Here is a 20,218-nt window from a genome sequence, read left to right as displayed (position 1 = left end):
CCAACTACGACACAGGGATGCTGTGGCCGCCGCGCTGGCGTGGCCGCCGCCGCCGGAGGCCATCGACCCCTGCCTGCTCTGGTGCTCCCAACCCGGCCTGACCTGGGCTGGCGTCGACCACCACCTGCACCACGACACCTACGCGAGGACCGGGACGACCCGGGCCGACCAGGGCGACGCTGGCAACCTGCGACCCGTGGTCTACATCCGCGCCGCCACGACGGCCGGCGAGCCATCATCCTCAGCGGTCACCACCGCTCGGCCGCTGCGGTCCTCGCCGGGCGCCCGGTGCTCGGCATCGTCGTCGACGGCCATGCCACCCGAGGACGGCAGGCCGCCGCCCGCATGGTCACCGAGCGCCTGTTCGTGGGCGACGCGACGGCCTTCCCGCACGTGGCCGTGTCCGACCCCTCCGAGGCCGTGCAGCTGATCGAAGGAGCGGTGCGGGCCCTCGTCCCCGACGCCGAGGTGGCCGTCGCCGCACTGGTGGCTTAAGGGGTCGACCCACCCACCGCTCGATGGCGCGTCACCCGAGCGCTGGACGACGCGTGATCGGAGCTTCCATCCCTCCACGGGGTCAGAGCAGATCGACGTGGAGGTCATGCACGACGCGGACGGCCAGGTGGTCGACGCCGATGTCAGCGGCGAAGGCGACGACGTCGTGGGCGCCCGCGAGCAGCCGGCCCTCGACGCGCTCCCGCCACCACGGGCTGTCGCCCGCCTCCTTCGCTTCGACGCGCTCTCGGCGGGTCAGCGGGCGGGCCATGCGGTGGCGCTCGGCCTTCAGCGCCCGGTTGAGAGGACCGTGCATCCCGGCATCCACGAGGGCCTGCACCAGGGCGGCCAGCGCCAGCCCCTCGACGCGCCGCCGCTGGTGCGTCCACCGAGGGACGAGGTCCGTCTCCAGCCGCAGCACGGACCACCCGAGGTGGAACAGGGCGTGGTCGGCGACCAGACCGACGCCGAGGACGTTGCGGAAGAAGACCTGCCGGTCCGACGAGCTCGCCGCAGCGAGCGCCGCATCCCGCTCGACCACGGCCTCGGCCCACCGCAGGAGCGGTGCGACCTTGTCGTAGGAGCGCCGCTCAGCGACGACGTGGATCATCCCGCTGCGATCGAGCCAGTGCAGGTCGACCTGCACGTCGTCGGGGTGCACGGTGGTGCGGGCATCGTGCAGCGCGAGGCGCAGGCGGGCCCGCTCACCGGCGTGCACGGCGCGCTTGGCCTTGCGGGCGCCTCGGCGAGACGTCGACGGGAGGACGGCGCGCGCCATGTCGCGCGCCTTCTGGTCGTGGTTGCGCATCGGTCCCCTCCAGGGGGAACCGGTGGGGGCCCGGCGGGCCGTGTGTCACCGGCTCATTGCAGATGCACGGCACGCTCCTCGAGGTCTGTCGTTCCCACGGGCCGATGGTCCCACGACCGACCGGTGACCACCAGCGAGAAGCAGTGCCCCGTGTCTGGCCTCGGTCAGGCAAGCGGGTGGCGATGGTGTACCCGTCTGGGATCTGGCCGCCGTGCTCCGCCGCCCTTGGGGGCCCTGGCCTACCGTCCCTTCGATGAGCGGTCACCTGTTCGTCGTCCGTGGGGACCTCACGCACCTCGCCTGTGACGCCATCCTCGTCCCGAGCGGCACGAACGCCCAGGGTCGCCGAGGGGAGACGTCGTGGGACGTCCCCGGGCTCAGACGCAATGCCGAGGGCCTCGTGATCGGCGCCCCGACCGGCGCATCTCGCGTGGCCCGCATCTCGGAGCCGAGCAGAGAGGCGCCCGGCATCTGGCTCGGCCACACCGGCGAGGAGGGTCACGAACCCGTCGAGTGGTTCGTCACCGCCATCGAGAGGTTCATCAGGGCGGCCGGGTCCGCTCGTCGTCCGGGGCCACGACCGCTCGCTGACGACCGTCCCCTGCTGGGCGTCCCGCTCGTCGGCATCGGACGTGGCGGGCGTGCCGGCGACAAGGGGGAGGTCGTCGAGGCGGTGGTGTCGGCGGCAGCCACCGCCGCAGCCCTCCGGGACGTCGACGTGACGCTCGTCGTCAGGGAGGCGAGCGAGTACTCGGCAGTCCAGCAGGCGCGAACGGGGTTGGGTCACGACCTGTGGGGCGACATCTCCGCGCCGCTGCGGATGCGAGCCGCAGATCTCGGGCATCGGGCCCGGTCCGGCGGCCTGGTCACCTTCATGGGTGCGGGTACCGGCATCGGCGCAGGACTGCCAGGGTGGACGGACCTCCTCGATCGGCTCGCTCGGGACGCCGGCATGACGGGGGCCGACCGGAAGGCCGTCGGGAAGCTGGATTCCCGCGACGCCGCAGCGGTGATCGAGCGGCGTCTGGTCTCTCAGGGCATCGACCTGTGCGCCGCGATCGAACCGCTGGTGACGTCTTCCCACGTCTCGTTGATGCACCAGCTCTTGGCCTCGCTGCCGGTGAACGAGGCGGTGACGACGAACTACGACACCCTGTTCGAGCAGGCGTGGCGGGACGCCGGGCACACGTCCCATGTCGTGCTCCCTGATCAGTCGGCCCAGGGTGCGCCGGCGTGGCTGTTGAAGCTCCACGGGTCGATCGGTGCCGGGCGCGCCGTCGTCTTGTCCCGCGACGACTACCTCCGCTTCGAGGGAGAGGGCGTCGCCCTCGCCGGCATCGTGCAAGCCATGCTTCTGACCCGGCACATGCTCTTCGTCGGCTACTCACTGTCCGACGACAACTTCCACCGTCTCGTCCACCAGGTGCGCCGGGCCGTCGGCCCCGCCGACGCTCGGCCGGAGAGCAAGCCGTTCGGGACAGCCCTCGCTCCGGGCCCGCCGAGTCTGGTGAGCGACCTCTGGGCTGGCGACATCGACGTGGTCAACGTCGGCGGCAGCTCGGGGCCCCGCGAGGTCGCACGGTTGATCGACCTCATCGGCGCCGAAGCCGAAGGCGGCTCCGCCCACATGGTCGACGATGCCTACACGTCTGTGCTGAGTGCCGACGAGCGCGCTCTCCGCGCTGCCTTGCTCGAGGTCAGGTCCGCCGCAGCCCGCCCTGGCGTCAGATCTCCCTTCCGGGTCGCCGTCGAAGACGCACTCGACTCCTTGGGCTCAGCCGCCCGTCAGACCGAGCCGTCCGGCGATCGAGTCGGGTGAGATGACGATGAGCTCGCTGACGGCTCGGCTGACGCCGACGTAGAGGAGGTCGTCGGGCTCGACGTCACGGTCGCTGACGAGGACGACGGTGTCGAGCTCGAGGCCCTTGACCCGGTGGACGTTCTCACCGAGCACCCCGGTGTCCCGGTCCTCCCAGCGGACGAGACCGAGGCCTGCGGCCCGGAGGCGATCCCGGAGCGCGGACGAGAAGGTCAGCACCCCGATCGACCGGGCCGGGCGCTCCTCGTTGTCGATCAACCGGGCGAGCTCGGACCCGACGGCGTGGACCGCGGCGTCGGTGGCGGCGACGTCGACCGGGACCCACCGGAGGTCGACCGCCTCGGGGCCGATCATCGGTGACGGGGCGCCGTCGAGTCGCCGCCGCAGCAACCGGGCGATCTGGTGGCTGTTGCGGCAGTTGGTCACCAGCTCGCACACCGTCCACCCGTCGTCGGGCGACGGCACCCGGAACCCCCGGTCGTGCAGCACCTGCGCCGGGTCGGTGACCATCAGCAACCGCCGGGGCCCGTCGGGGTCGAGCAGCGCCTCGAGCATGGCCAGCCACGCCGGGCTGAAGTCCTGGGCCTCGTCGACGACGATGGTGTCGAACCGGGCCTCGACCTGGTGCCAGTGGGCCACGAGGTGGCCGACGGCCACGACCATCCACCACTCGTGGTCGGCGCCGGCGGGGATGTCGAGGTGCGGCATGCCCGGCAGGGCGAGGGCGGTGCGGAAGAACCCGCCCACGGTCAGCGCCTCGTCGTGGGGCATCGCCGCCGCCACGACCTCGGCGAGCGGGTCGTTGTAGCAGGTGAGCAGCACCCGCTCGCCCCGGCTCCACGCCCGGCTGGCCCACGCCCCGGCGAGGCGGGTCTTGCCCGTGCCGGCGGCGCCGACGGCGACCACCCGGCGGTTCACGTCGAGGCGCTCGAGGGCCTGGGTCTGCACCCGGCACAGCTCCTCGAGTCGGGCCCGGGCCCGATCCATGCGCGCCGACGGGTCGTAGCGGAAGTCCGCGTCGGGCCGGACCGCGGCCACGACGGCCTCGACCTGCGGCGGGGTCAGGGCGTGGTTCTGGGTCCGGGCGAGCATCAGGTCCTCGACCGCGTCGGCGATGTCGACCAGCTGGTCGCCGGTGAGGACCTGGACGGTCTTGAGCTCGGGCTGCACCGCCCCTGACACTGTGGCGGCGTTGGGCAGCACCACGGCGTACTCGACGAAGATCCGGTCGAGGGTCGGGCTCGCCGCCTTCAGCAGGTCGCGGAGGGCGTAGGCGTTCTGCCGGGCCTGCGCTGGCGGCTGCGGCGTCATGGGCTGGTCCGGTCCGTGCCACACGCCGCTGCGAACGGTGATCCCGCGGTGCCCCTTGACCTCCAGGGCCGCGACGCCGAAGCCGGGGTGCACGACGACCACGTCGATCTCCCGGTCGCGGTCGGTCAGGCTCAGCGGGACGTGGGGGATCACGAGCCAGCCGTCGGTGAGCCCGTCGCGCAGCGCCTCCACGACCCGGCGCTCGGCCTCGTTCCGCAACGTGGACAGGTCGAAGTCCTCCGGCACGAGGACACCCATGGCTTCTCCCTCCGTCAGCCTGGCTCGATGATGCCCCATCGGCTCGACGTCGGGGGTGCGTGAGGCCGGTCCGTCCGCACGGCTGTCGATGGCGACGCCCGATGTGGACACCGACACGTTCGCAACAACCCGCTTTGCCGGCATGCCGCCGCGCAAGGCGCCCGGCTCTGGTAGCGAGGTGGTGTGGACAGGAGGATCCCGCTGCGGGTGGTCGACCACGTCGCCGCCGAGCGAGCCATCAGGCCGGCTCCGGGAGAGCATGCCGACCCAGGCCGTCACGATGGCCGACGAGCTCGACGCTGCGGTCGTGGCGGGTGAGATCTCCGAGGGGATTGTCGCCCGCCACAGCAAGTGGTGCCACACCGGCGGGAGCTGGGCCGCAGGGATGGACGCTGCCCGGGTCGCCGCAGTGGCCATGTACGGCACCATCCCTGAGCGGATGGTCGACGCGGAGGACCAGCGGACCGAGCGGTACGAAGAGGCGCTCTCGGACGTTGCTGCCGCCATGCGGGCTGAGTGGGAGCAGGAGCCCACGGCTGACCCGGGCCGCAAGCTGCCGGCGACGCCACGGCGCTCGACCGGCGAGGCGGTGTCGACCGATGCGGCGCGGGAAGCCTGGGCGATCGCCGCTCACGAGGTGCTGGTGACGGTCGCCCAGACCTACAACGCCACGATCACCTACTCGGAGCTGGCGGCGGAGGTTCAGGCGCGGACCGACATCACCACCGCGCAGCTGATGCGCTACTGGATCGGCGACGTCCTTGCTCGTGTCGCCGACGCCTGCGTCGACGCTGGCGAGCCGTCGGTGACGGCCGTCTGCGTTCAGGCGACGGGCGTCGTCGGCGATGGCTACGGCGCTGCCGTCGAACGAGCGACCGGTTCCCTCCCGGACGATCTGCAGACGCATGCCGCAGAAGAGCGGTTGCGCTGCTACCGCCACTTCGGCGCAACCTTGCCGTCGGATGGAGGGAGACCAACCCTGACGCGGCAGGAGCAGGCTCGCCGAGAGCGAACCCGGGCGTCGAGCACCGCATCCAAGAAGAAGGCCGTGTGCCCGACGTGCTTCACCCAGCTTCCGTTGACAGGCGTCTGTGACGCCTGCGGCTGATGACCAAGGAGACATCTGACATGGCACTGATCCGCTCGCTCACGAAGGTCAACCCCGGACCCGGCGGTCGCCATCGGCCCACGGATGGCGGCTACCGCTGGTTCGATGCGGACGGCGAGCGGATCCTGCAGCTCGACACCTACGGCTCCACCGACCGACAGGACGTCGGAAAGGTCAGCCAGTCGATCCAGCTGGACCGGGCTCGGGGACGAGGACGGGCCCGTTCTCGACGCGCTCGACGAGGCCATCCACCGGGGTCGCGCCATCAAGCTGGAGGACGGGCGCGTCGCCAGCGGGACGTGGCTGCTCGACGGGGTGACAGCGTGGCATCGCCTCGCCGCGGACGAGGCCTCCGAGCGTCAGATCCGCATCGGGCTCGACGGCCTCCTCGTCTGGGTCGCCCTCCCCGCGGTCGAGGTCGTCCTCGTCGGTGACGACACCGTCGAGCTCCAGCCCGACCCGACACCGCACCCGGTGATGCCGGGCCTGCCGGTCATCTCCCTCCCGGACACGTGGGAGCCGGGCCTCGCGGCCGACGACCTCGTGGGTCTGGTGCTCGACGGGGAGCACCTCCGCCTGGTGCGCGCCGACCACGGGACAGCCGCCGGCCCGGCTGCCGTCGGCCACCTGCGCACGGCCTTCGAGGAGCTCGGTCGCGACCTCGGCACCCCGCCGACGAACGCTGACGGGTGGGTGCTCGACCTCCGAGACGTCGTCCCGGACCTGCTAGCGGATCACCGCAGCGTGATCCGAGCACTGCGCCAGCCCTTCGAGGAGGCCCTGGATGCGGCCGGGATGGCCCACGCCGGCCCGATGGTCGGCGGGACCGGGATCACCGAGGAGCAGCTCGTCCTCCACGCCGTCGGGCGACAGCTGCTGGCCTCGGCGGGGCTGTGGGACGACGACGCCCCGATCGAGCAGGTGGGCGTGCTGTGGCTCGCCCTGATGGCGCCGGCCGACTCGGGCGACGAGGTCCCGACGGCGGTGGGCCCGCTCCTAGGCACCGCCGAGATCGTGTCCGTCGTGGCCGCGAACCTGCGGCAGGCCCCCACCACCGTCGTGGACCACGTGGCCCGTCGGATCCGGTCGGTCGCGCCGGCGCCGACGATCGGCCCCATGTGGTTGCTCGCCCTCGTGGCCCTCCACCATGGCATGGCGCGCGCCGCTCGCGACCTGCTCGCCAAGGCCGCCGTGACGCGGCCTCCCCAACCCGGCGACGGTTGGAACCAGGCCTGGGAGCTCCTCGGAGAGCTGGAGGCTGTCGCCGGCGACGTCGATGCGGCCCAGCGGACCTGGCAGCTGGCCGGCGCCGACGAGCGCGGCGCCCAGCTCGATCCCTGGCGCCCGATCCCGCCGAAGGCGGTCGGACGCAACGAGACCTGCCCGTGCGGGTCGGGCCGCAAGTTCAAGCAGTGCTGCCTGCGCCGCCCGGCGACGCCCGACCTCGCCGCCCGGGCCCCGTTCGTGTGGTGGAAGGTCCAGACCTGGGCCCTCACCCACCACCTCGATGACCTGCCCTTCACCAACTCCCTGGTGGGCCCCGGACCGATGGAGCGCCTGATCTTCTCGGTGCAGGCCTACATGGCCGAGGGCGAGGGGCTGGACCGGATCCTCGATGAGCTGGAGGACCTCCTCCCCGACGACGAGGTCGATCTCGCTCGGTCGTGGAGCGCCACCCGCCACCGGCTGTGGAAGGTCGAGTCCGTCACCGCCGATGGAGGGGCCCAGCTGAGAGAGGCCGCCACCGGCGAGGTGGTGACCGTCCCGGCGGCACCGCGGGCGCACGAGCTGGTGCCGGGTCGCCACGTCATCGGCCTGGTCGTCGCCGGCCCGGGCTCGTCGCACCTCGTCGGCCACTCGCTCCCGGTCCGCCCCGATGCTCTCGACCCGGCGCGCCAGGCACTGGCCGACGAGCTCGACGAGCGGGCGCTCCGCACCCTCGTCCGCGACGTCGCCGACCTACCGGCCTGATCGACCGCTCGCGGCCCGACTCGGCGGGCTCGGTGGCGAGGCGCGTCCGGTCACCGCGAGTGGCCCAGACCGAGGCGGATGAGAGCGCGCCGGACCATGCGGGCACCGGGCCGGCGGGCGAGGTCGGGGGCGGTGCAGCGGGCTCGGAGCTCGTCGGGCGTGAAGAGCCCACGCGCCAGCGCGGCCTGGATCATGTGGTCGAGCTCGGCCGCGCAGAGGTCCGGGGCGATGTCGATGATCGTGCGGACGGCCGACGTGCACGGGATCCCGTCGACGACGGCTCGGTCGCACTCGGGCAGGTCGTCGAAGTGCACGATGACCTCGGCGCCGTCGATGGTCCGCCGTTCGACCAGGCATCCGTTGCGGTCGCGCTCGGTGGCCGTCCCGGGGGTCGGTTCACCCGGCATCGTGATGTGGATGGCGTCGTCGTCGGGCCTCATGCCGGCACCGCCATCTGGCGGCGATCGGGCCAACCGGCGAGGGCCACCGTCTCGATGACGAGGGCGCGGGGGTCGTCGCCCGCATCGGGACGGGCCAGGGCGGCCATGGCGTGCAGCGGCACGAGGAGGTCGGGTCGAGGCAGGGCGGTGACGCCGGCGGCGGCGACCGCCGAGCAGACCAGGCTCGGCAGCCGCAGGCAGGCGCCGTCGAGCTCGGCCAGTCGACGGGCGTGTTCGACGAGCCAGCGGGGCCGGGATCCGTCGGGCGCCGCGGCCCACCCCCGGGACACCAGGCCCCACTCGGTGCGGATGATCTCCGCTTGGAGGTCGACGCACCGCCCGAACGGCGTCACCACGCTCGAGACGGAGCTGAGGCCCGTCGCCTGGGCGACGTCTCGCGCCGTGGGGAACTGGAGGTCGCGGCACCACTGGACGGTGGCGGCCCGGAGGATGCGGTCTCGGCTCGGGGTCCGGCGAGGACCCGAGGTCGTGAGCGCCAGCTCGGCGGCGTGGGCTGAGGAGAACTTCGTCCGGGGCGCGACCCCTAGGTCGCGATCGTCGGGAACCATGGCGGGACCTCGTCGGTGAGGGGGATGGGTGGCGGCCTCCGACGGAGGCGATCCCTCGGGACGAGGTCCAAGACGGAGGCGGCGCCTCCGAACGTCGACAGGGGTACCCCGCCGCCCCCGCCGCCACGCATCAGCCCACGGGCGGGCGTCGCACCCGGTGCCGCCCGAGCCGACCCCTCCTCCCGGTTCGTGGTTCAGTGAGGGTGTGAGCGAACGAAGGATCGACGAGGGGGTCGAGACGACGACCCACCACTCGCCCGCCGACGTCATCGGTCCCGACGTGTTCCCGGTCGAGCCGTGGCGGGTGCGGGAGACCCGGCTCGACCTGGACCTGATCGACGAGTCCGAGTCGCTCTTCGCCCTCTCGAACGGCCACATCGGGCTGCGGGGCAACCTCGACGAGGGCGAGCCCCACGGTCTCCCCGGCACCTACCTCGGGTCCTTCTTCGAGACCCGGCCCCTGCCCTACGCCGAGGCGGGCTACGGGTACCCCGAGGAGGGCCAGTCGATCGTCGACGTCACCAACGGCAAGATCATCCGCCTCTACGTCGACGACGAGCCCCTCGACGTCCGCTACGGCGAGCTGCTCGCCCACGAGCGGGTCCTGGACCTCCGGGCCGGTTCGCTGGCCCGCCGGCTGCGGTGGCGGTCGCCCGCCGGCGGCCTCGTCGAGGTGGAGAGCACCCGGCTGGTGTCGTTCACCCACCGCAGCGTCGCCGCCATCGAGTACGTCGTCACCGCCGTCGACGCCCCGCTGCGCATCACCGTGCAGTCCGAGCTGGTCGCCAACGAGGACCTCCCCGACCAGTCGGACGACCCCCGGTCGGCCGCCCCCCTGAGCGGCGTCCTCGAGGGCCTCCACCACGAGCACGGCGACGGCACCGCCCTGCTCGTCCACCGCACCCGGCGCAGCGGGCTGATGATGGCGGCGGGCATGGCGCACGAGCTCGAGCTCCCGTCGGGTCGTGCGCTGGAGACCGATTCTGCGGCCGACTGGGCCCGCACCACGGTCACCTGCGAGCTCCAGCCCGGCCAGCGCCTGCGCCTCGTCAAGTACCTGGCCTACGGATGGTCGAGCGTCCGGTCCCGCCCGGCGCTGCGGGACCAGGTCCACGCCGCCCTCACCTCGGCCCGCCACACCGGCTGGGCCGGGCTCGTCGCTGACCAGCGGGGCTACCTCGACGACTTCTGGGACGGCGCGGACGTCGAGGTCGAGGGCGACCCCGACCTCCAGCAGGCCGTCCGCTTCGGGATGTTCCACGTCGTCCAGGCCAGCGCCCGGGCCCAGCGCCGGGCCATCGCCGCCAAGGGGCTCACCGGCCCCGGCTACGACGGCCACGCCTTCTGGGACACCGAGATGTTCGTGCTCCCGGTCCTCACCTACACCCTCCCGCACGCCGCGGCCGACGCCCTGCGGTGGCGGGCCTCGACCCTCGACCTGGCCCGGGACCGGGCCCGGCAGCTCGACCTGGCCGGGGCCACGTTCCCGTGGCGCACGATCAGGGGCCAGGAGTGCTCGGCCTACTGGCCGGCGGGCACCGCCGGGTTCCACGTGAACGCCGACATCGCCGCCGCCTTCGAGCGCTACCGGCTGGTCACCGGCGACGACACCCTCGAGCGCGAGTGCGGGCTGGAGGTCCTGGTCGAGACGGCCCGGCTGTGGGCGTCGCTCGGCCACCACGACCGCCACGGAACCTGGCACATCGACGGGGTCACCGGCCCCGATGAGTACACCGCCGTCGTCAACGACAACCTCTTCACCAACGTCATGGCCGCCCACAACCTCGAGAGCGCGGCGGCCGCCTGCGAGCGCCACCCCGAGGCCGCCCGGGGCCTCGGCGTGACCACCGAGGAGACGGCCGCCTGGCGCGACGCCGCCGCCGCGGTCCACATCCCCTACGACGACGAGCTCGGCGTCCACGAGCAGTGCGAGGGCTTCACCCGGCTGCGGGAGTGGGACTTCACCGGCAACACGGACTACCCGCTGCTCCTGCACGAGCCCTACGTCCGGCTGTACCCGGCCCAGGTCATCAAGCAGGCCGACCTGGTGCTGGCCATGCAGGTGCGCGGCCACCTGTTCACCCCCGAGCAGAAGGCCCGCAACGTCGACTACTACGAGCGCCGCACGGTGCGGGACTCGTCGCTCTCGGCCTGCAGCCAGGCGGTCATGTGCGCCCGGGTCGGCCACCTCGACCTGGCCCACTCCTACGCCTACGAGGCGGCCATGGTCGACCTCCGCAACCTCCACGGCAACACCAAGGACGGCCTGCACATGGCCTCGCTGGCCGGGACCTGGACCGCCCTTGTCCAGGGCTTCGGCGGGCTCCACGACGACGAGGGCGTCCTCGCCATCGACCCCGTGCTCCCCGGCCCGATCGGCCGCCTCACGTTCCGGCTGCGGTGGCGGGAGTTCCGCCTGACCGTCACCGTGACCCACGAGCAGGTCACCTTCACCGTCCGCGACGGCCCCGACGGCACCCTGACGATCCGCCACGCCGGCGAGGACATCGAGGTCGGCACCGGCGCCCCCACCGTCGTCGACCTGGCGCCCCGCCGCCCCCTCTCGCCCGGCATCCCGGACCAGCCCCCCGACTGCTGCCCGGACCCCCGCACCCAGACGGCGACCGGTCCCTGATCGGATCACGGCGAGATCGTCGGGCTCGGGGTGGGCGAGCGCCGCCCCTCGGCGGGTGCCGGGCCCGGCGCGCCGAGCCCGGAGGCGGGCGTGTGATCATGGCCCCATGGCCGACACCCAGCTGAGCCGCGTCCTCCCCCTCGAGCCCATCGCCACCCTCGCCGACTACGAGTCCGCCGGCGGGGGCTGCGGCCTGGAGGCGGCGCGCCGCCTCGGCCCGGTGGGGACCATCGAGGAGATCGAGGCCTCCGGCCTGCGGGGCCGGGGCGGCGGCGGCTTCCCCACGGGGACGAAGTGGCGCACGATCGCCGAGCACACCTCGACGGCCGAGCACACCACCGTGGTCATCAACGGGGCCGAGGGCGAGCCCGGGTCGTTCAAGGACCGGACCCTCCTGCGCCGCAGCCCCTACGGCGTGATCGAGGGGGCGCTCATCGCCGCCGAGGCCACCGCCGCCGACCGGGTGGTCATCGCCGTCAAGGAGACCTTCACCGTCGAGCGCGAACGCCTCGAGGCGGCCGTCGCCGAGGTGGTCGCCGCCGGCTGGGCCGACGGCGTCTCCCTCGAGGTGGTCGCCGGCCCCAGCGCCTACCTCTACGGCGAGGAGACGGCCCTGCTCGAGGTCCTCGACGGGCGCCCGCCGTTCCCCCGGATCGCCCCGCCCTTCCGCCACGGGGTCGAGGAGACCCCGTCCCTCTCGCCCGGGGAGGCGGCCGGGACCGACATGACACAGGAGGGCGGGAGCGGTGCCGCCCCCACGCTGGTGAACAACGTCGAGACCGCGGCCCACGCCGCCGCCATCCTCGCCCAGGGTGCCCAGTGGTTCCGCGAGATGGGCACCGCCGGCTCGCCCGGGACGTTCCTGTGCACCATCAGCGGCGACACCGTCCGGCACGGCGTGCGCGAGCTGGCCATGGGGACCACCCTGGGCGACGCCATCGACGTCGTCGGCGGAGGGCACCGCAAGGGCCGACGCCTCATCGCCGCCTTGTCGGGTGTGGCCAACGCCCTCGTCCCCCAGCAGCTGTTCGACACGCCGCTCACCTACGAGGCCATGTCGGCCATCGGCAGCGGGATGGGGGCGGCCGGGTTCCTCGTCGTCGACGACGCCTCCGACCTCACCTCGGTCGTCGCCGGTGTGTCGCGGTTCCTCGCCGTGGAGTCCTGCGGCCAGTGCACCCCGTGCAAGGTCGACGGCCTGGCCATCTCCGAGAGCCTGGCCCGCATCGCCGGCAGCAACGCCGCCGAGGAGTCGGACCTCGAGGTCGTCACCCGGCGGAGCTCCACGGTGTCGAACGGGGCCCGCTGCTACCTGGGGATCCAGCACGAGACGGTGGTGCGGAGCCTGCTCGAGGTCTTCCCCGACGCCATCCCCGCCCACCTCGACGGTCGGCTGCCCGTCGCCCCGCCCACCCTCGTCGCGCCGATCATCGACATCGTCGACGGCCGTGCCGTCCTCGACCGCACCCAGGCCGACAAGCAGCCAGACTGGACCCACGACGCCACCGACTCGGGCAAGACCCCCGTCGAGCGGTTCGGCTACGGCACCGCCCCGGCCTGACCCGGGCGCGGCCGAGCCCGGCGCGTGGGAGGCTCCGGCGATGATCGACGAGCAGCTGAGGGCGAAGCGGTTGGCGGTGCTGGCGGAGCACTTCGCCTCGGAGGTCGACCGGGAGTTCGACCGCACCATCGCCACCTTCGCCGGGACGCCCCGGTACGAGATCATCCCCACCGGCCAGGTGCACGAGGGTGAGGACGAGGTGCTCGCCTACCACCGGGCCCAGCGGACCGCCTTCCCCGACCAGCGCCACGACGGGGTCACGATGCACGTGGCCGACGACGACACCGTCATCGCCGAGTTCGACCTCCTGGGCACCAACCTCGGCGCCTTCCTCGGGGGCGAGCCCACCGGCCAGGCCTTCCGGGTGCCGACCATCGCCGTGTTCTCCTTCGAGGCCGGCGGCGAGGGGATCACCAACGAGCGGGTCTACCTCGACCTGGTCAGCCTCCTCACCCAGATCGGGCGGACCGACCTCCTGCCGAGCTGAGCCGAGCGTGAACCAGCCACCCACCGGGACGGTCGCCAGCGTCAACGTCGACGGTGATCACCGGTTCTCGAAGACGCCGACCGCCGGCGCCCGCCTGCTCGCCGGTCTCGGGGTCGAGGGCGACGCCCACAGCGGCAGCACCGTGCGCCACCGCTCGCGCGTGCGGGCCGACCCCACCCAGCCCAACCTCCGCCAGGTGCACCTGATCGGCGCCGAGATGTTCGAGGCCCTCGCCGCCGCCGGCTTCGCCGTCGGCCCCGGTGACCTCGGCGAGAACCTCACCACCTCCGGGATCGACCTCCACGACCTGCCCGTCGGATCCGTGCTCCGGATCGGTGACGGCGCCCTCGTCGCCCTGACCGGTCTGCGCAACCCGTGCGGTCAGATCGAGGGGTTCCGGACCGGCCTGCTCGACCACGTCCGCAGCCGCGACGCGTCCGGTGCCGTGGTCCGGCGGGCCGGGGTGATGGGCGTCGTCGTCCACGGCGGCACCGTCCGCGCCGGCGACCGCATCGAGGTCGCCCTCCCACCCGGCCCGCACGTCCCCCTCGAACGCATCTGAGCGCAGCACGGAAGGTGCCTGGCACCATCCGTGGAGCGCGGCACGGAAGGTGCCTGGCACCATCCGTGTCCGGCTAGGGGCGGGGTGGACGGATGCGGGAGGCGGGCTGGTAGTTCGGGCCGGCGGTGACGTCGACCCGGCGCAGCAGGGCCTCGCACGGCGGCTCGAGCGCCTCGGCGAGGGCGACCGTCTCGGCCCGACCGAGGAGCTGCCAGGGCAGCACCGTCAACCGGTCGGTGTCGTCCTCGATCTCCTGGCGGAGGGCGAGGCCGGCCTCGGTGGCCCGGCCGTCGTTCGCGAGGCCGCGTGCTGCGAGCGACGCCCAGGCAGCGGCGATGTCGTCGGGCGTGCTGCCCCGTGAGGTCGGCAGCCATCCGTCCTCGTAGTCGAGCCAGGCGTTGTGCAGCACCGACGCCTCCTGGCCCGACAGCCCGGCCGCCGCCACCAGCGCCCAGTGCGTGTCGCCCCGCCACTCCCGGATGCAGTTGATCGCGTGCCAGCCCGACAGCACGGGGTCCTCGGGCCGGGGCATGCGGAGGTGGGCGGCCATCAGCACCCGACCCACCGTCGGCAGGGCGTCGACGACGTCCCACAGCGCCGGACCGGTGTCGGCCAACGGCGCCCGGATCTCCGGGGCGTGGGCCGCCAGCCCCTCGCCCACGGCCTCGTCGCGCGCCGCCCAGACGTCCTCGAACGTCGTGCCCTTCTCGGCGACGAGGTCGAAGGCCCAGCGGATGGCGGCCGGCGAGATCGAGCCGAACGAGGCGATCACGGCGTCGGGCCCTGCCGGTGCCAGCGGTGCGCCGCGGGCGGCGATGTAGCCGAGCGGTCCGGGCAGGCCGAGGGCCTCGGTGCGGGCGACGGCGCCCGGGTCCCAGAAGATCCACCCGATGGTCGTCTGCACGGAGCGGGCGATCCGGCGCGAGAGCCCCACCCAGTCGTCGTCGGTCACCGGCGGATCATGACCCAGCGGGAGCGGTGCCCGCCGCCGCCAGCCCGCCCAGCCGCCAGCATGGCGTGCCTCTCCGGACGACACCGCCGGAGGCATGGTGCGCCGGGCCTGGTTGGCGCGGGTCACGTGGTGCCAGGCACCAAGTGGCCGGGGATCGCCGCGCGCACGGGGCTGGGCAGGGCCACGTGGAGCCTGGCACCAAGGTGACCGTCGGTCCCGTCCCGACGAGAGCCGAACCCGCCGCAAGGTGCCTGGGCCGTCGCGTCCGTCAGCGGCGCGAGGACAGGAACGCCTCGACGGCGGCGGCGTGCTCGGGGCTGGCGTAGGCCTCCTTCAGGGCGGCGATCTCGCGGCGCTGGACCACCGTGGTGTCGGGCTCGGTGGCGTTGGCGGTGAGCAGCCGCTTGATCGAGCGGAGGGCGCCGGCCGGGTTCGCCCCGTAGGAGCGGGCCCGCGCCACGGCCACCTCCAGCAGGTCGTCGTGGGGGACGACCTCGTCGGCCAGACCCAGGGCGAGGGCCTCGTCGGCCTCGACCATCCGCCCCGACAGCATCAGGTCCGACGCCGCCCCGAAGCCGACCCGCTGGGGCAGGAACGACGACGACGCCAGCTCCGGCACCAGGCCCATCTTCACGAACCGCAGCGAGAACCGGGCCCGGTCCGAGGCGACGATCCGGTCGCAGGGGAGGAACATCGTCAGCCCCACGCCGAGCGCCACGCCGTTGACGGCGGCGACCATCGGCTTGGTCTCCCGCACGAGCGCCACCCAGTCGCGGTCGCTGGCCGGCGCGGCGGCGGAGGCGTCCCCGTCGAGCTGGGCCTGGAACGTCGCCTCGATGTCGGCGCCGGCGCAGAACCCCCGCCCGGCGCCGGTCACGACGATCGCGCCGACGGCGTCGTCCGCGTCGGCGGCGTCGATCGCCTCCACCAGCTCGGCGGTCATGCGCGGCGTCCAGGCGTTGAGCCGCTCGGGGCGGTGGAGGGTCAGCACGACGACGTCGTCGCGCCGCTCCTCGGTAATCTGCTCGAAGGTCACGGTGGGGCTCCTGGGGATGTGGGGGGCGCGCCGACGAGGCGGCGGGCGAGGTCCTGGTAGAGGGCGATCACGTCGGCCATCGAGCCCAGCTCGCCGGCGGCGAAGGGCTCGACCAGCGAGCTGCACAGCGTCACGAGGGCCCGGGCCGTCTCGCGCGGCTCGGCGACGCCGAACGGCGCCACCAGCGCGGTGACCCGGTCCAGCAGCAGGGCTCGCTTGGCGTCGATGGCGGCCCGGTCGGGCGGGGCCAGCCGGGTGTACTCCCGCAGGGCGACGTTCGACGCCCGCTGGGCGAAGTCGTCGTGCAGGTGGGTGGCGACCAGGGTGGCCACGGCCTCGTCGAGGCGGGCCGCGGGCGTCGGGTCGTCGAGGGCGGCGAGGCGGCGCTCGAGCCGGGCGATGGTGATCTCGTGGGCCTCGTCGAGGAACTCCCGCAGCAGGTCGAGCTTCGACGGGAAGTGGTGGTACAGCGCGGCCACGGTGACCCCGGCCCGGGCGGCCATGTCCCGGGTCGAGCTGCCCTCGTAGCCGTCGGCGCCCATCACCTCGACGGCGGCCCGCAGGATCGCCGCCTTGCCCGGCCGGTGCGCCATGCACCGAAACTAAGCGATCGCTAAGTTCAGTGCATGGCCGATCCCGAGACCGCCAGCCCCCGGGAGATCCGGGTCACCCGCGACGGCGACGTCGAGGTCCTCACCATCGACCGCCCCGCGGCCCGCAACGCCCTCACCTTCACCACCTACGCCGAGCTCCAGGAGGCGGTGGAGACGACCACGGCGCGCTGCCTCGTCATCACCGGCACCGACCCGGCGTTCTGCTCGGGCGACGACGTCAAGCAGGTCATGACGGCGGTGGCGTCGGCACCACGCGACCGCGCGCCCCGCCTCACGCCCGCCGCCGGCGCCCTCCTGCGCACCGACGTGCCGGTGATCGCGGCGGTCAACGGCGCGGCGGTGGGCTGGGGCATGGAGCTGGCCGTGATGGCCGACATCCGGGTGCTGTCGGAGCGGGCCCGGTTCGGCGAGCTGTTCGTGAAGCGGGGGCTCTGCAGCGACGTGGCCGGGCTCGGACGCCTGGTCCAGCTCGTCGGGCGGGAGGCGGCCACCGAGCTCCTCCTCACCGGCCGGGTGATCGACGCCGCCGAGGCGCGCGACATCGGCCTGGCCCGGCGCGTCGTCGCCCACGACGAGCTGCTGCCGACGGCGATGGCCCTGGCCCAGGAGATCGCGGCCAACCCGCCCCTGGCCGTGCGGGCGCTCAAGGCCGGGCTCCGCCGCGCCCTCGACCCCGACTGGGACGACCTCGGGCGCTGGGTGAGCGCCACCCTCGCCGACCTCTTCCAGACCGATGACCACCGGGAGGGCGTCGCCGCCTTCCTCGAGAAGCGCCCCCCGACCTACCAAGGAAGCTGACCGACCATGGACTTCGACCTGCCGCAGGACCTCGTCGACTACCTCGCCGAGCTCGACGAGTTCATCGAGCGCGAGATCAAGCCGATCGAGCAGCGCGACGACAACATCCGCTTCTTCGACCACCGGCGCGAGGACGCCCGCACCGACTGGGAGCGCGGCGGGCTGCCCAACGAGGACTGGGAGGCGCTGCTGCGCGAGATGCGCGACGTGGCCGACGCCGCCGGCCACTACCGCTACGCCTTCCCCTCCGAGTACGGCGGCAAGGACGGCACCAACCTCGGCATGGCCGTCATCCGCGAGCACCTGGCCCGCAAGGGCCTCGGCCTCCACAACGACCTCCAGAACGAGAGCTCGATCGTCGGCAACAACGTCGGCCTCCTGCTGATGCTCCACCACGGCACCGAGGAGCAGAAGGCCGAGTGGGTGCCCAAGCTGCTCGACGGCACCAGCGGGTTCGCCTTCGGCATCACCGAGCCCGACCACGGCTCCGACGCCACCCACATGGAGACCACCGCCCGCCGTGACGGCGACGAGTGGGTCATCACCGGCGAGAAGACCTGGAACACCGGCGTCCACAAGGCGCCCTACGACCTGATCTTCGCCCGCACCTCGGGCGAGGCCGGCGACGGGCACGGCATCACCGCCTTCCTCGTCCCGACCAAGAGCCCCGGCTTCGAGATCGTCGAGTACCTGTGGACGTTCAACATGCCGACCGACCACGCCCACATCCGCCTCACCGACGTGCGGGTCGGCGACGACGCCATCTTCGGCGGCGAGGGCAAGGGCCTCGGCGTGGTCCAGATGTTCTTCAACGAGAACCGGATCCGCCAGGCCGCCTCGTCCCTCGGCGCGGCCGAGTACTGCCTCGACCGGGCCATCGAGCACGCCCGCACCCGGGCCCCGTTCGGCAAGCCGCTGGCCCACAACCAGGGCATCCAGTTCCCCCTCGTCGAGCTGGTGACCCAGTGCGAGATGCTGCGGGCCCTCATCCGCCAGACGGCGTGGAAGATGGACCGCGACGGCGCCTTCTCGGTCTCCAAGGAGGTGTCGATGTGCAACTACACGGCCAACCGCCTGTGCTGCGACGCCGCCGACCGGGCCATGCAGGTCTTCGGCGGGATGGGCTACTCCCGCCACGAGCCCTTCGAGCACATCTACCGCCACCACCGCCGCTACCGCATCACCGAGGGCGCCGAGGAGATCCAGATGCGCCGCGTCGCCGGCTACCTCTTCGGGTTCATGGGCCAGCAGGCGCCCAAGGGCGTGGGGAGCGTGCGGGGCTGAGCATCGGGGCAGGCTCGGCGCCGTGACCGACAGCCACCCCACCCTCATCTCGATGGTCCTCGACACCACCGACGCCCGCGTCCTGGCCGAGTTCTACCGCCAGCTCCTCGGCTACCAGTACCGCGCCGGCGACGAGCCCCCGCCCGCCGAGGAGCCCGACCCCCAGGGCCGCGACTGGTTGGTGCTCACCGGGCCCGGCGGCCAGCGGCTGGCGTTCCAGCAGGTCGACGAGGTGGCCGAGCCGACCTGGCCCGACGCCGCCGTGCCCCAGCAGCTCCACCTCGACATGGGCGTGCGCACCGCCGAGGAGCTGCGCCGCCAGCACGACCGGGCCCTCGCCCTCGGGGCCCGCCTCCTCCGGGACCGCTCCGACGATCCCGACGAGGAGCTCTACGTCTACGCCGACCCCGCCGGCCACCCGTTCTGCATCTTCGTCACCCCGTCGGCGTAGCGGTCCGGTGCCGTGCACGGATCGCCTCGGAGGTGATCCGTGCCGTCAGGGGCGGAGGACGATGCGGCCGCGGACGCCGCCCTTGGCCACGGCGCGGTGGGCGTCGGCCACCTCGTCGAGCGGGACGACGGCGTGGACCCGGGTCGGCAGCTCGCCAGCGGCGGCGCGGGCGAGCAGGTCGGCCAGACGGTCGGGGTCCTGTCGGGTCTCCACCACCGACACCGCGATGCCCCGCTCGGCGACGGGCGGGACGTTGGGCCGGACGCCGACGATGGCGCCGCCGTCGCGGACCAGGGCGATGGCCTGCTCGCCGAGGAAGGCGGCGTCGGCGACGGCGTCCCAGCCGGGCTCGGCCCGGGCGGTGAAGTCGGCGCCGAGGCCGCGGACGAGCTCCTCGTCCTGGGGCCGGGCCAGGCCGGTCACCCGCCAGCCCCGCTCGGGCGCCAGGGTCACCACGTACCCCCCGACGGCGCCGGCCGCGCCGGTCACCAGCAGGCGGTCGGCGCCAGCCGGGGCGTCGCCGAGCAGGTCGACGATCTGGGCCGCGGCCAGGCCGTTGAGGGGGACGACCGACGCCGCCACCAGGTCGAGCCCGTCGGGGACGCCGACGAGGTCGGCGGCGGGGATGGTGAGCTTCTCGGCGTAGGTGCCGAAGTCGCGGTCGAACCCGGTGACGAGCCCGGCGACCGGGGTGCCGAGGGCCAGGTCGACGCCGTCTCCCGTGGCTTCGACGGTGCCGGCGACGTCCCAGCCCAGACCGGTGTGGTGGGGCTGGTCGATGAGGCCGATCCCGTGGAAGAAGCCGTCGACGACCCCGAGGTCCACCGGGTTGACCGGGGCCGCGGCGACGCCGATCCGGACCTCACCGGGTCCGGGCTCGGCCACGGGGACATCGATGATCTCGATGGAGTCGGGTCCGCCCGGCGTGCGGACGACGGCGGTGCGGAAGGTGGGGGTGCTCATGGGGGGACCTCCGGGAGAGCAGGGGGCTGGTCGCCTCACCATCGCACTGTTACTCTCCTTTCGGAAGTAGGCACCTCAAGGTGCGCAACTCACCTC

At 73.4% G+C, this 20,218-nt stretch carries 19 protein-coding genes; 11 read left to right on the top strand and 8 right to left on the bottom strand.

Annotated elements, in window-relative coordinates; translation table 11 throughout:
* The first annotated feature begins 288 nt into the window (after positions 1 to 288).
* Positions 289 to 495, top strand: a complete 207-nt coding sequence (locus tag HC251_RS24170) for a hypothetical protein (RefSeq protein WP_219943175.1) — start codon at positions 289 to 291, stop codon at positions 493 to 495.
* 82 nt (positions 496 to 577) lie between these two features.
* On the opposite strand, the gene HC251_RS24165 is transcribed toward HC251_RS24170, so the two are convergent.
* Complete coding sequence (locus HC251_RS24165) at positions 578 to 1,303, bottom strand: hypothetical protein (protein WP_219943174.1); 726 nt, start codon at positions 1,301 to 1,303, stop codon at positions 578 to 580.
* 430 nt (positions 1,304 to 1,733) lie between these two features.
* Between HC251_RS24165 and HC251_RS24160 the strand changes: the two genes are divergently transcribed.
* A complete protein-coding gene (locus tag HC251_RS24160; protein ID WP_219943173.1) occupies positions 1,734 to 3,122 on the top strand; it encodes an SIR2 family protein in 1,389 nt (462 codons plus the stop codon).
* On the opposite strand, the gene HC251_RS24155 is transcribed toward HC251_RS24160, so the two are convergent.
* Positions 3,078 to 4,691, bottom strand: coding sequence for a nuclease-related domain-containing DEAD/DEAH box helicase (locus HC251_RS24155; protein WP_219943172.1), 1,614 nt, complete (start codon positions 4,689 to 4,691; stop codon positions 3,078 to 3,080). The two genes, HC251_RS24160 and HC251_RS24155, sit on opposite strands and share 45 nt — an antisense overlap.
* A 280-nt stretch (positions 4,692 to 4,971) precedes the next feature.
* Here HC251_RS24155 and HC251_RS24150 point away from each other — a divergent pair, with 280 nt between their 5' ends.
* Together HC251_RS24150 and HC251_RS24145 are read left to right on the top strand one after the other, a co-directional pair.
* Complete coding sequence (locus tag HC251_RS24150) at positions 4,972 to 5,799, top strand: hypothetical protein (protein WP_219943171.1); 828 nt, start codon at positions 4,972 to 4,974, stop codon at positions 5,797 to 5,799.
* 315 nt (positions 5,800 to 6,114) lie between these two features.
* Entirely contained in the window at positions 6,115 to 7,770 is a 1,656-nt protein-coding gene (locus HC251_RS24145; RefSeq protein ID WP_219943170.1) for a YecA family protein, read from the top strand.
* Positions 7,771 to 7,820: 50 nt separating this feature from the next.
* Here the strand turns inward: HC251_RS24145 and HC251_RS24140 are convergent, their stop codons facing one another.
* Both HC251_RS24140 and HC251_RS24135 read right to left on the bottom strand, forming a co-directional pair.
* Positions 7,821 to 8,210 (bottom strand): hypothetical protein, encoded by a 390-nt coding sequence (locus tag HC251_RS24140; protein WP_219943169.1) that lies wholly within the window; start codon positions 8,208 to 8,210, stop codon positions 7,821 to 7,823.
* The gene (locus HC251_RS24135) at positions 8,207 to 8,779 is read right to left on the bottom strand and encodes a hypothetical protein (protein WP_219943168.1); all 573 of its coding nucleotides are present in this window, start codon (positions 8,777 to 8,779) and stop codon (positions 8,207 to 8,209) included. Before HC251_RS24135 ends, HC251_RS24140 begins: the two co-directional genes overlap by 4 nt.
* Positions 8,780 to 9,047: 268 nt before the next feature.
* On the opposite strand from HC251_RS24135, the gene HC251_RS24130 reads away from it, so the two are divergent.
* The 4 genes from HC251_RS24130 (at position 9,048) to HC251_RS24115 (ending at position 14,024) form a co-directional block, all read left to right on the top strand.
* Entirely contained in the window at positions 9,048 to 11,414 is a 2,367-nt protein-coding gene (locus HC251_RS24130) for a glycoside hydrolase family 65 protein (protein WP_370651323.1), read from the top strand.
* Between the two features lie 106 nt (positions 11,415 to 11,520).
* Positions 11,521 to 12,975 carry an NADH-ubiquinone oxidoreductase-F iron-sulfur binding region domain-containing protein gene (locus tag HC251_RS24125; RefSeq protein WP_219943166.1) on the top strand — a complete coding sequence of 485 codons (1,455 nt, stop codon included), beginning with the start codon at positions 11,521 to 11,523 and terminating at the stop codon, positions 12,973 to 12,975.
* Positions 12,976 to 13,015: 40 nt separating this feature from the next.
* Positions 13,016 to 13,462 (top strand): ester cyclase, encoded by a 447-nt coding sequence (locus tag HC251_RS24120; protein ID WP_219943165.1) that lies wholly within the window; start codon positions 13,016 to 13,018, stop codon positions 13,460 to 13,462.
* Positions 13,463 to 13,469: 7 nt separating this feature from the next.
* On the top strand, positions 13,470 to 14,024 hold the full coding sequence (locus HC251_RS24115; RefSeq protein WP_255566543.1) for an MOSC domain-containing protein: 555 nt from the start codon (positions 13,470 to 13,472) through the stop codon (positions 14,022 to 14,024).
* Positions 14,025 to 14,097: 73 nt separating this feature from the next.
* Here the strand turns inward: HC251_RS24115 and HC251_RS24110 are convergent, their stop codons facing one another.
* The 3 genes from HC251_RS24110 to HC251_RS24100 form a co-directional block, all read right to left on the bottom strand.
* The gene (locus tag HC251_RS24110; protein WP_219943164.1) at positions 14,098 to 14,976 is read right to left on the bottom strand and encodes a hypothetical protein; all 879 of its coding nucleotides are present in this window, start codon (positions 14,974 to 14,976) and stop codon (positions 14,098 to 14,100) included.
* Positions 14,977 to 15,244: 268 nt separating this feature from the next.
* Positions 15,245 to 16,012 (bottom strand): enoyl-CoA hydratase/isomerase family protein, encoded by a 768-nt coding sequence (locus HC251_RS24105; RefSeq protein ID WP_219943163.1) that lies wholly within the window; start codon positions 16,010 to 16,012, stop codon positions 15,245 to 15,247.
* Entirely contained in the window at positions 16,009 to 16,605 is a 597-nt protein-coding gene (locus tag HC251_RS24100; RefSeq protein ID WP_219943162.1) for a TetR/AcrR family transcriptional regulator, read from the bottom strand. The genes HC251_RS24105 and HC251_RS24100 overlap by 4 nt, the downstream gene beginning before the upstream one ends.
* Positions 16,606 to 16,638: 33 nt before the next feature.
* Between HC251_RS24100 and HC251_RS24095 the strand changes: the two genes are divergently transcribed.
* Genes HC251_RS24095 through HC251_RS24085 form a run of 3 tightly spaced genes read left to right on the top strand, consistent with a single transcriptional unit; the run spans position 16,639 to position 19,159 of the window.
* Positions 16,639 to 17,424: an enoyl-CoA hydratase/isomerase family protein gene (locus tag HC251_RS24095; protein WP_219943161.1), complete on the top strand. Its 786-nt coding sequence runs from the start codon at positions 16,639 to 16,641 to the stop codon at positions 17,422 to 17,424.
* A gap of 6 nt (positions 17,425 to 17,430) precedes the next feature.
* Positions 17,431 to 18,708 (top strand): acyl-CoA dehydrogenase family protein, encoded by a 1,278-nt coding sequence (locus HC251_RS24090; RefSeq protein ID WP_219943160.1) that lies wholly within the window; start codon positions 17,431 to 17,433, stop codon positions 18,706 to 18,708.
* 52 nt (positions 18,709 to 18,760) lie between these two features.
* Positions 18,761 to 19,159: a VOC family protein gene (locus HC251_RS24085; RefSeq protein ID WP_370651322.1), complete on the top strand. Its 399-nt coding sequence runs from the start codon at positions 18,761 to 18,763 to the stop codon at positions 19,157 to 19,159.
* Positions 19,160 to 19,204: 45 nt separating this feature from the next.
* Here HC251_RS24085 and HC251_RS24080 read toward each other — a convergent pair whose 3' ends face one another.
* The gene (locus HC251_RS24080) at positions 19,205 to 20,122 is read right to left on the bottom strand and encodes an NADP-dependent oxidoreductase (protein ID WP_219943158.1); all 918 of its coding nucleotides are present in this window, start codon (positions 20,120 to 20,122) and stop codon (positions 19,205 to 19,207) included.
* Positions 20,123 to 20,218: the final 96 nt, after the last annotated feature.

Source organism: Iamia sp. SCSIO 61187, from assembly GCF_019443745.1.
GTDB lineage: Bacteria > Actinomycetota > Acidimicrobiia > Acidimicrobiales > Iamiaceae > Iamia.
Note: the sequence above shows the minus strand (reverse complement) of the source record. Positions and strands in the feature narration are given on the sequence as shown.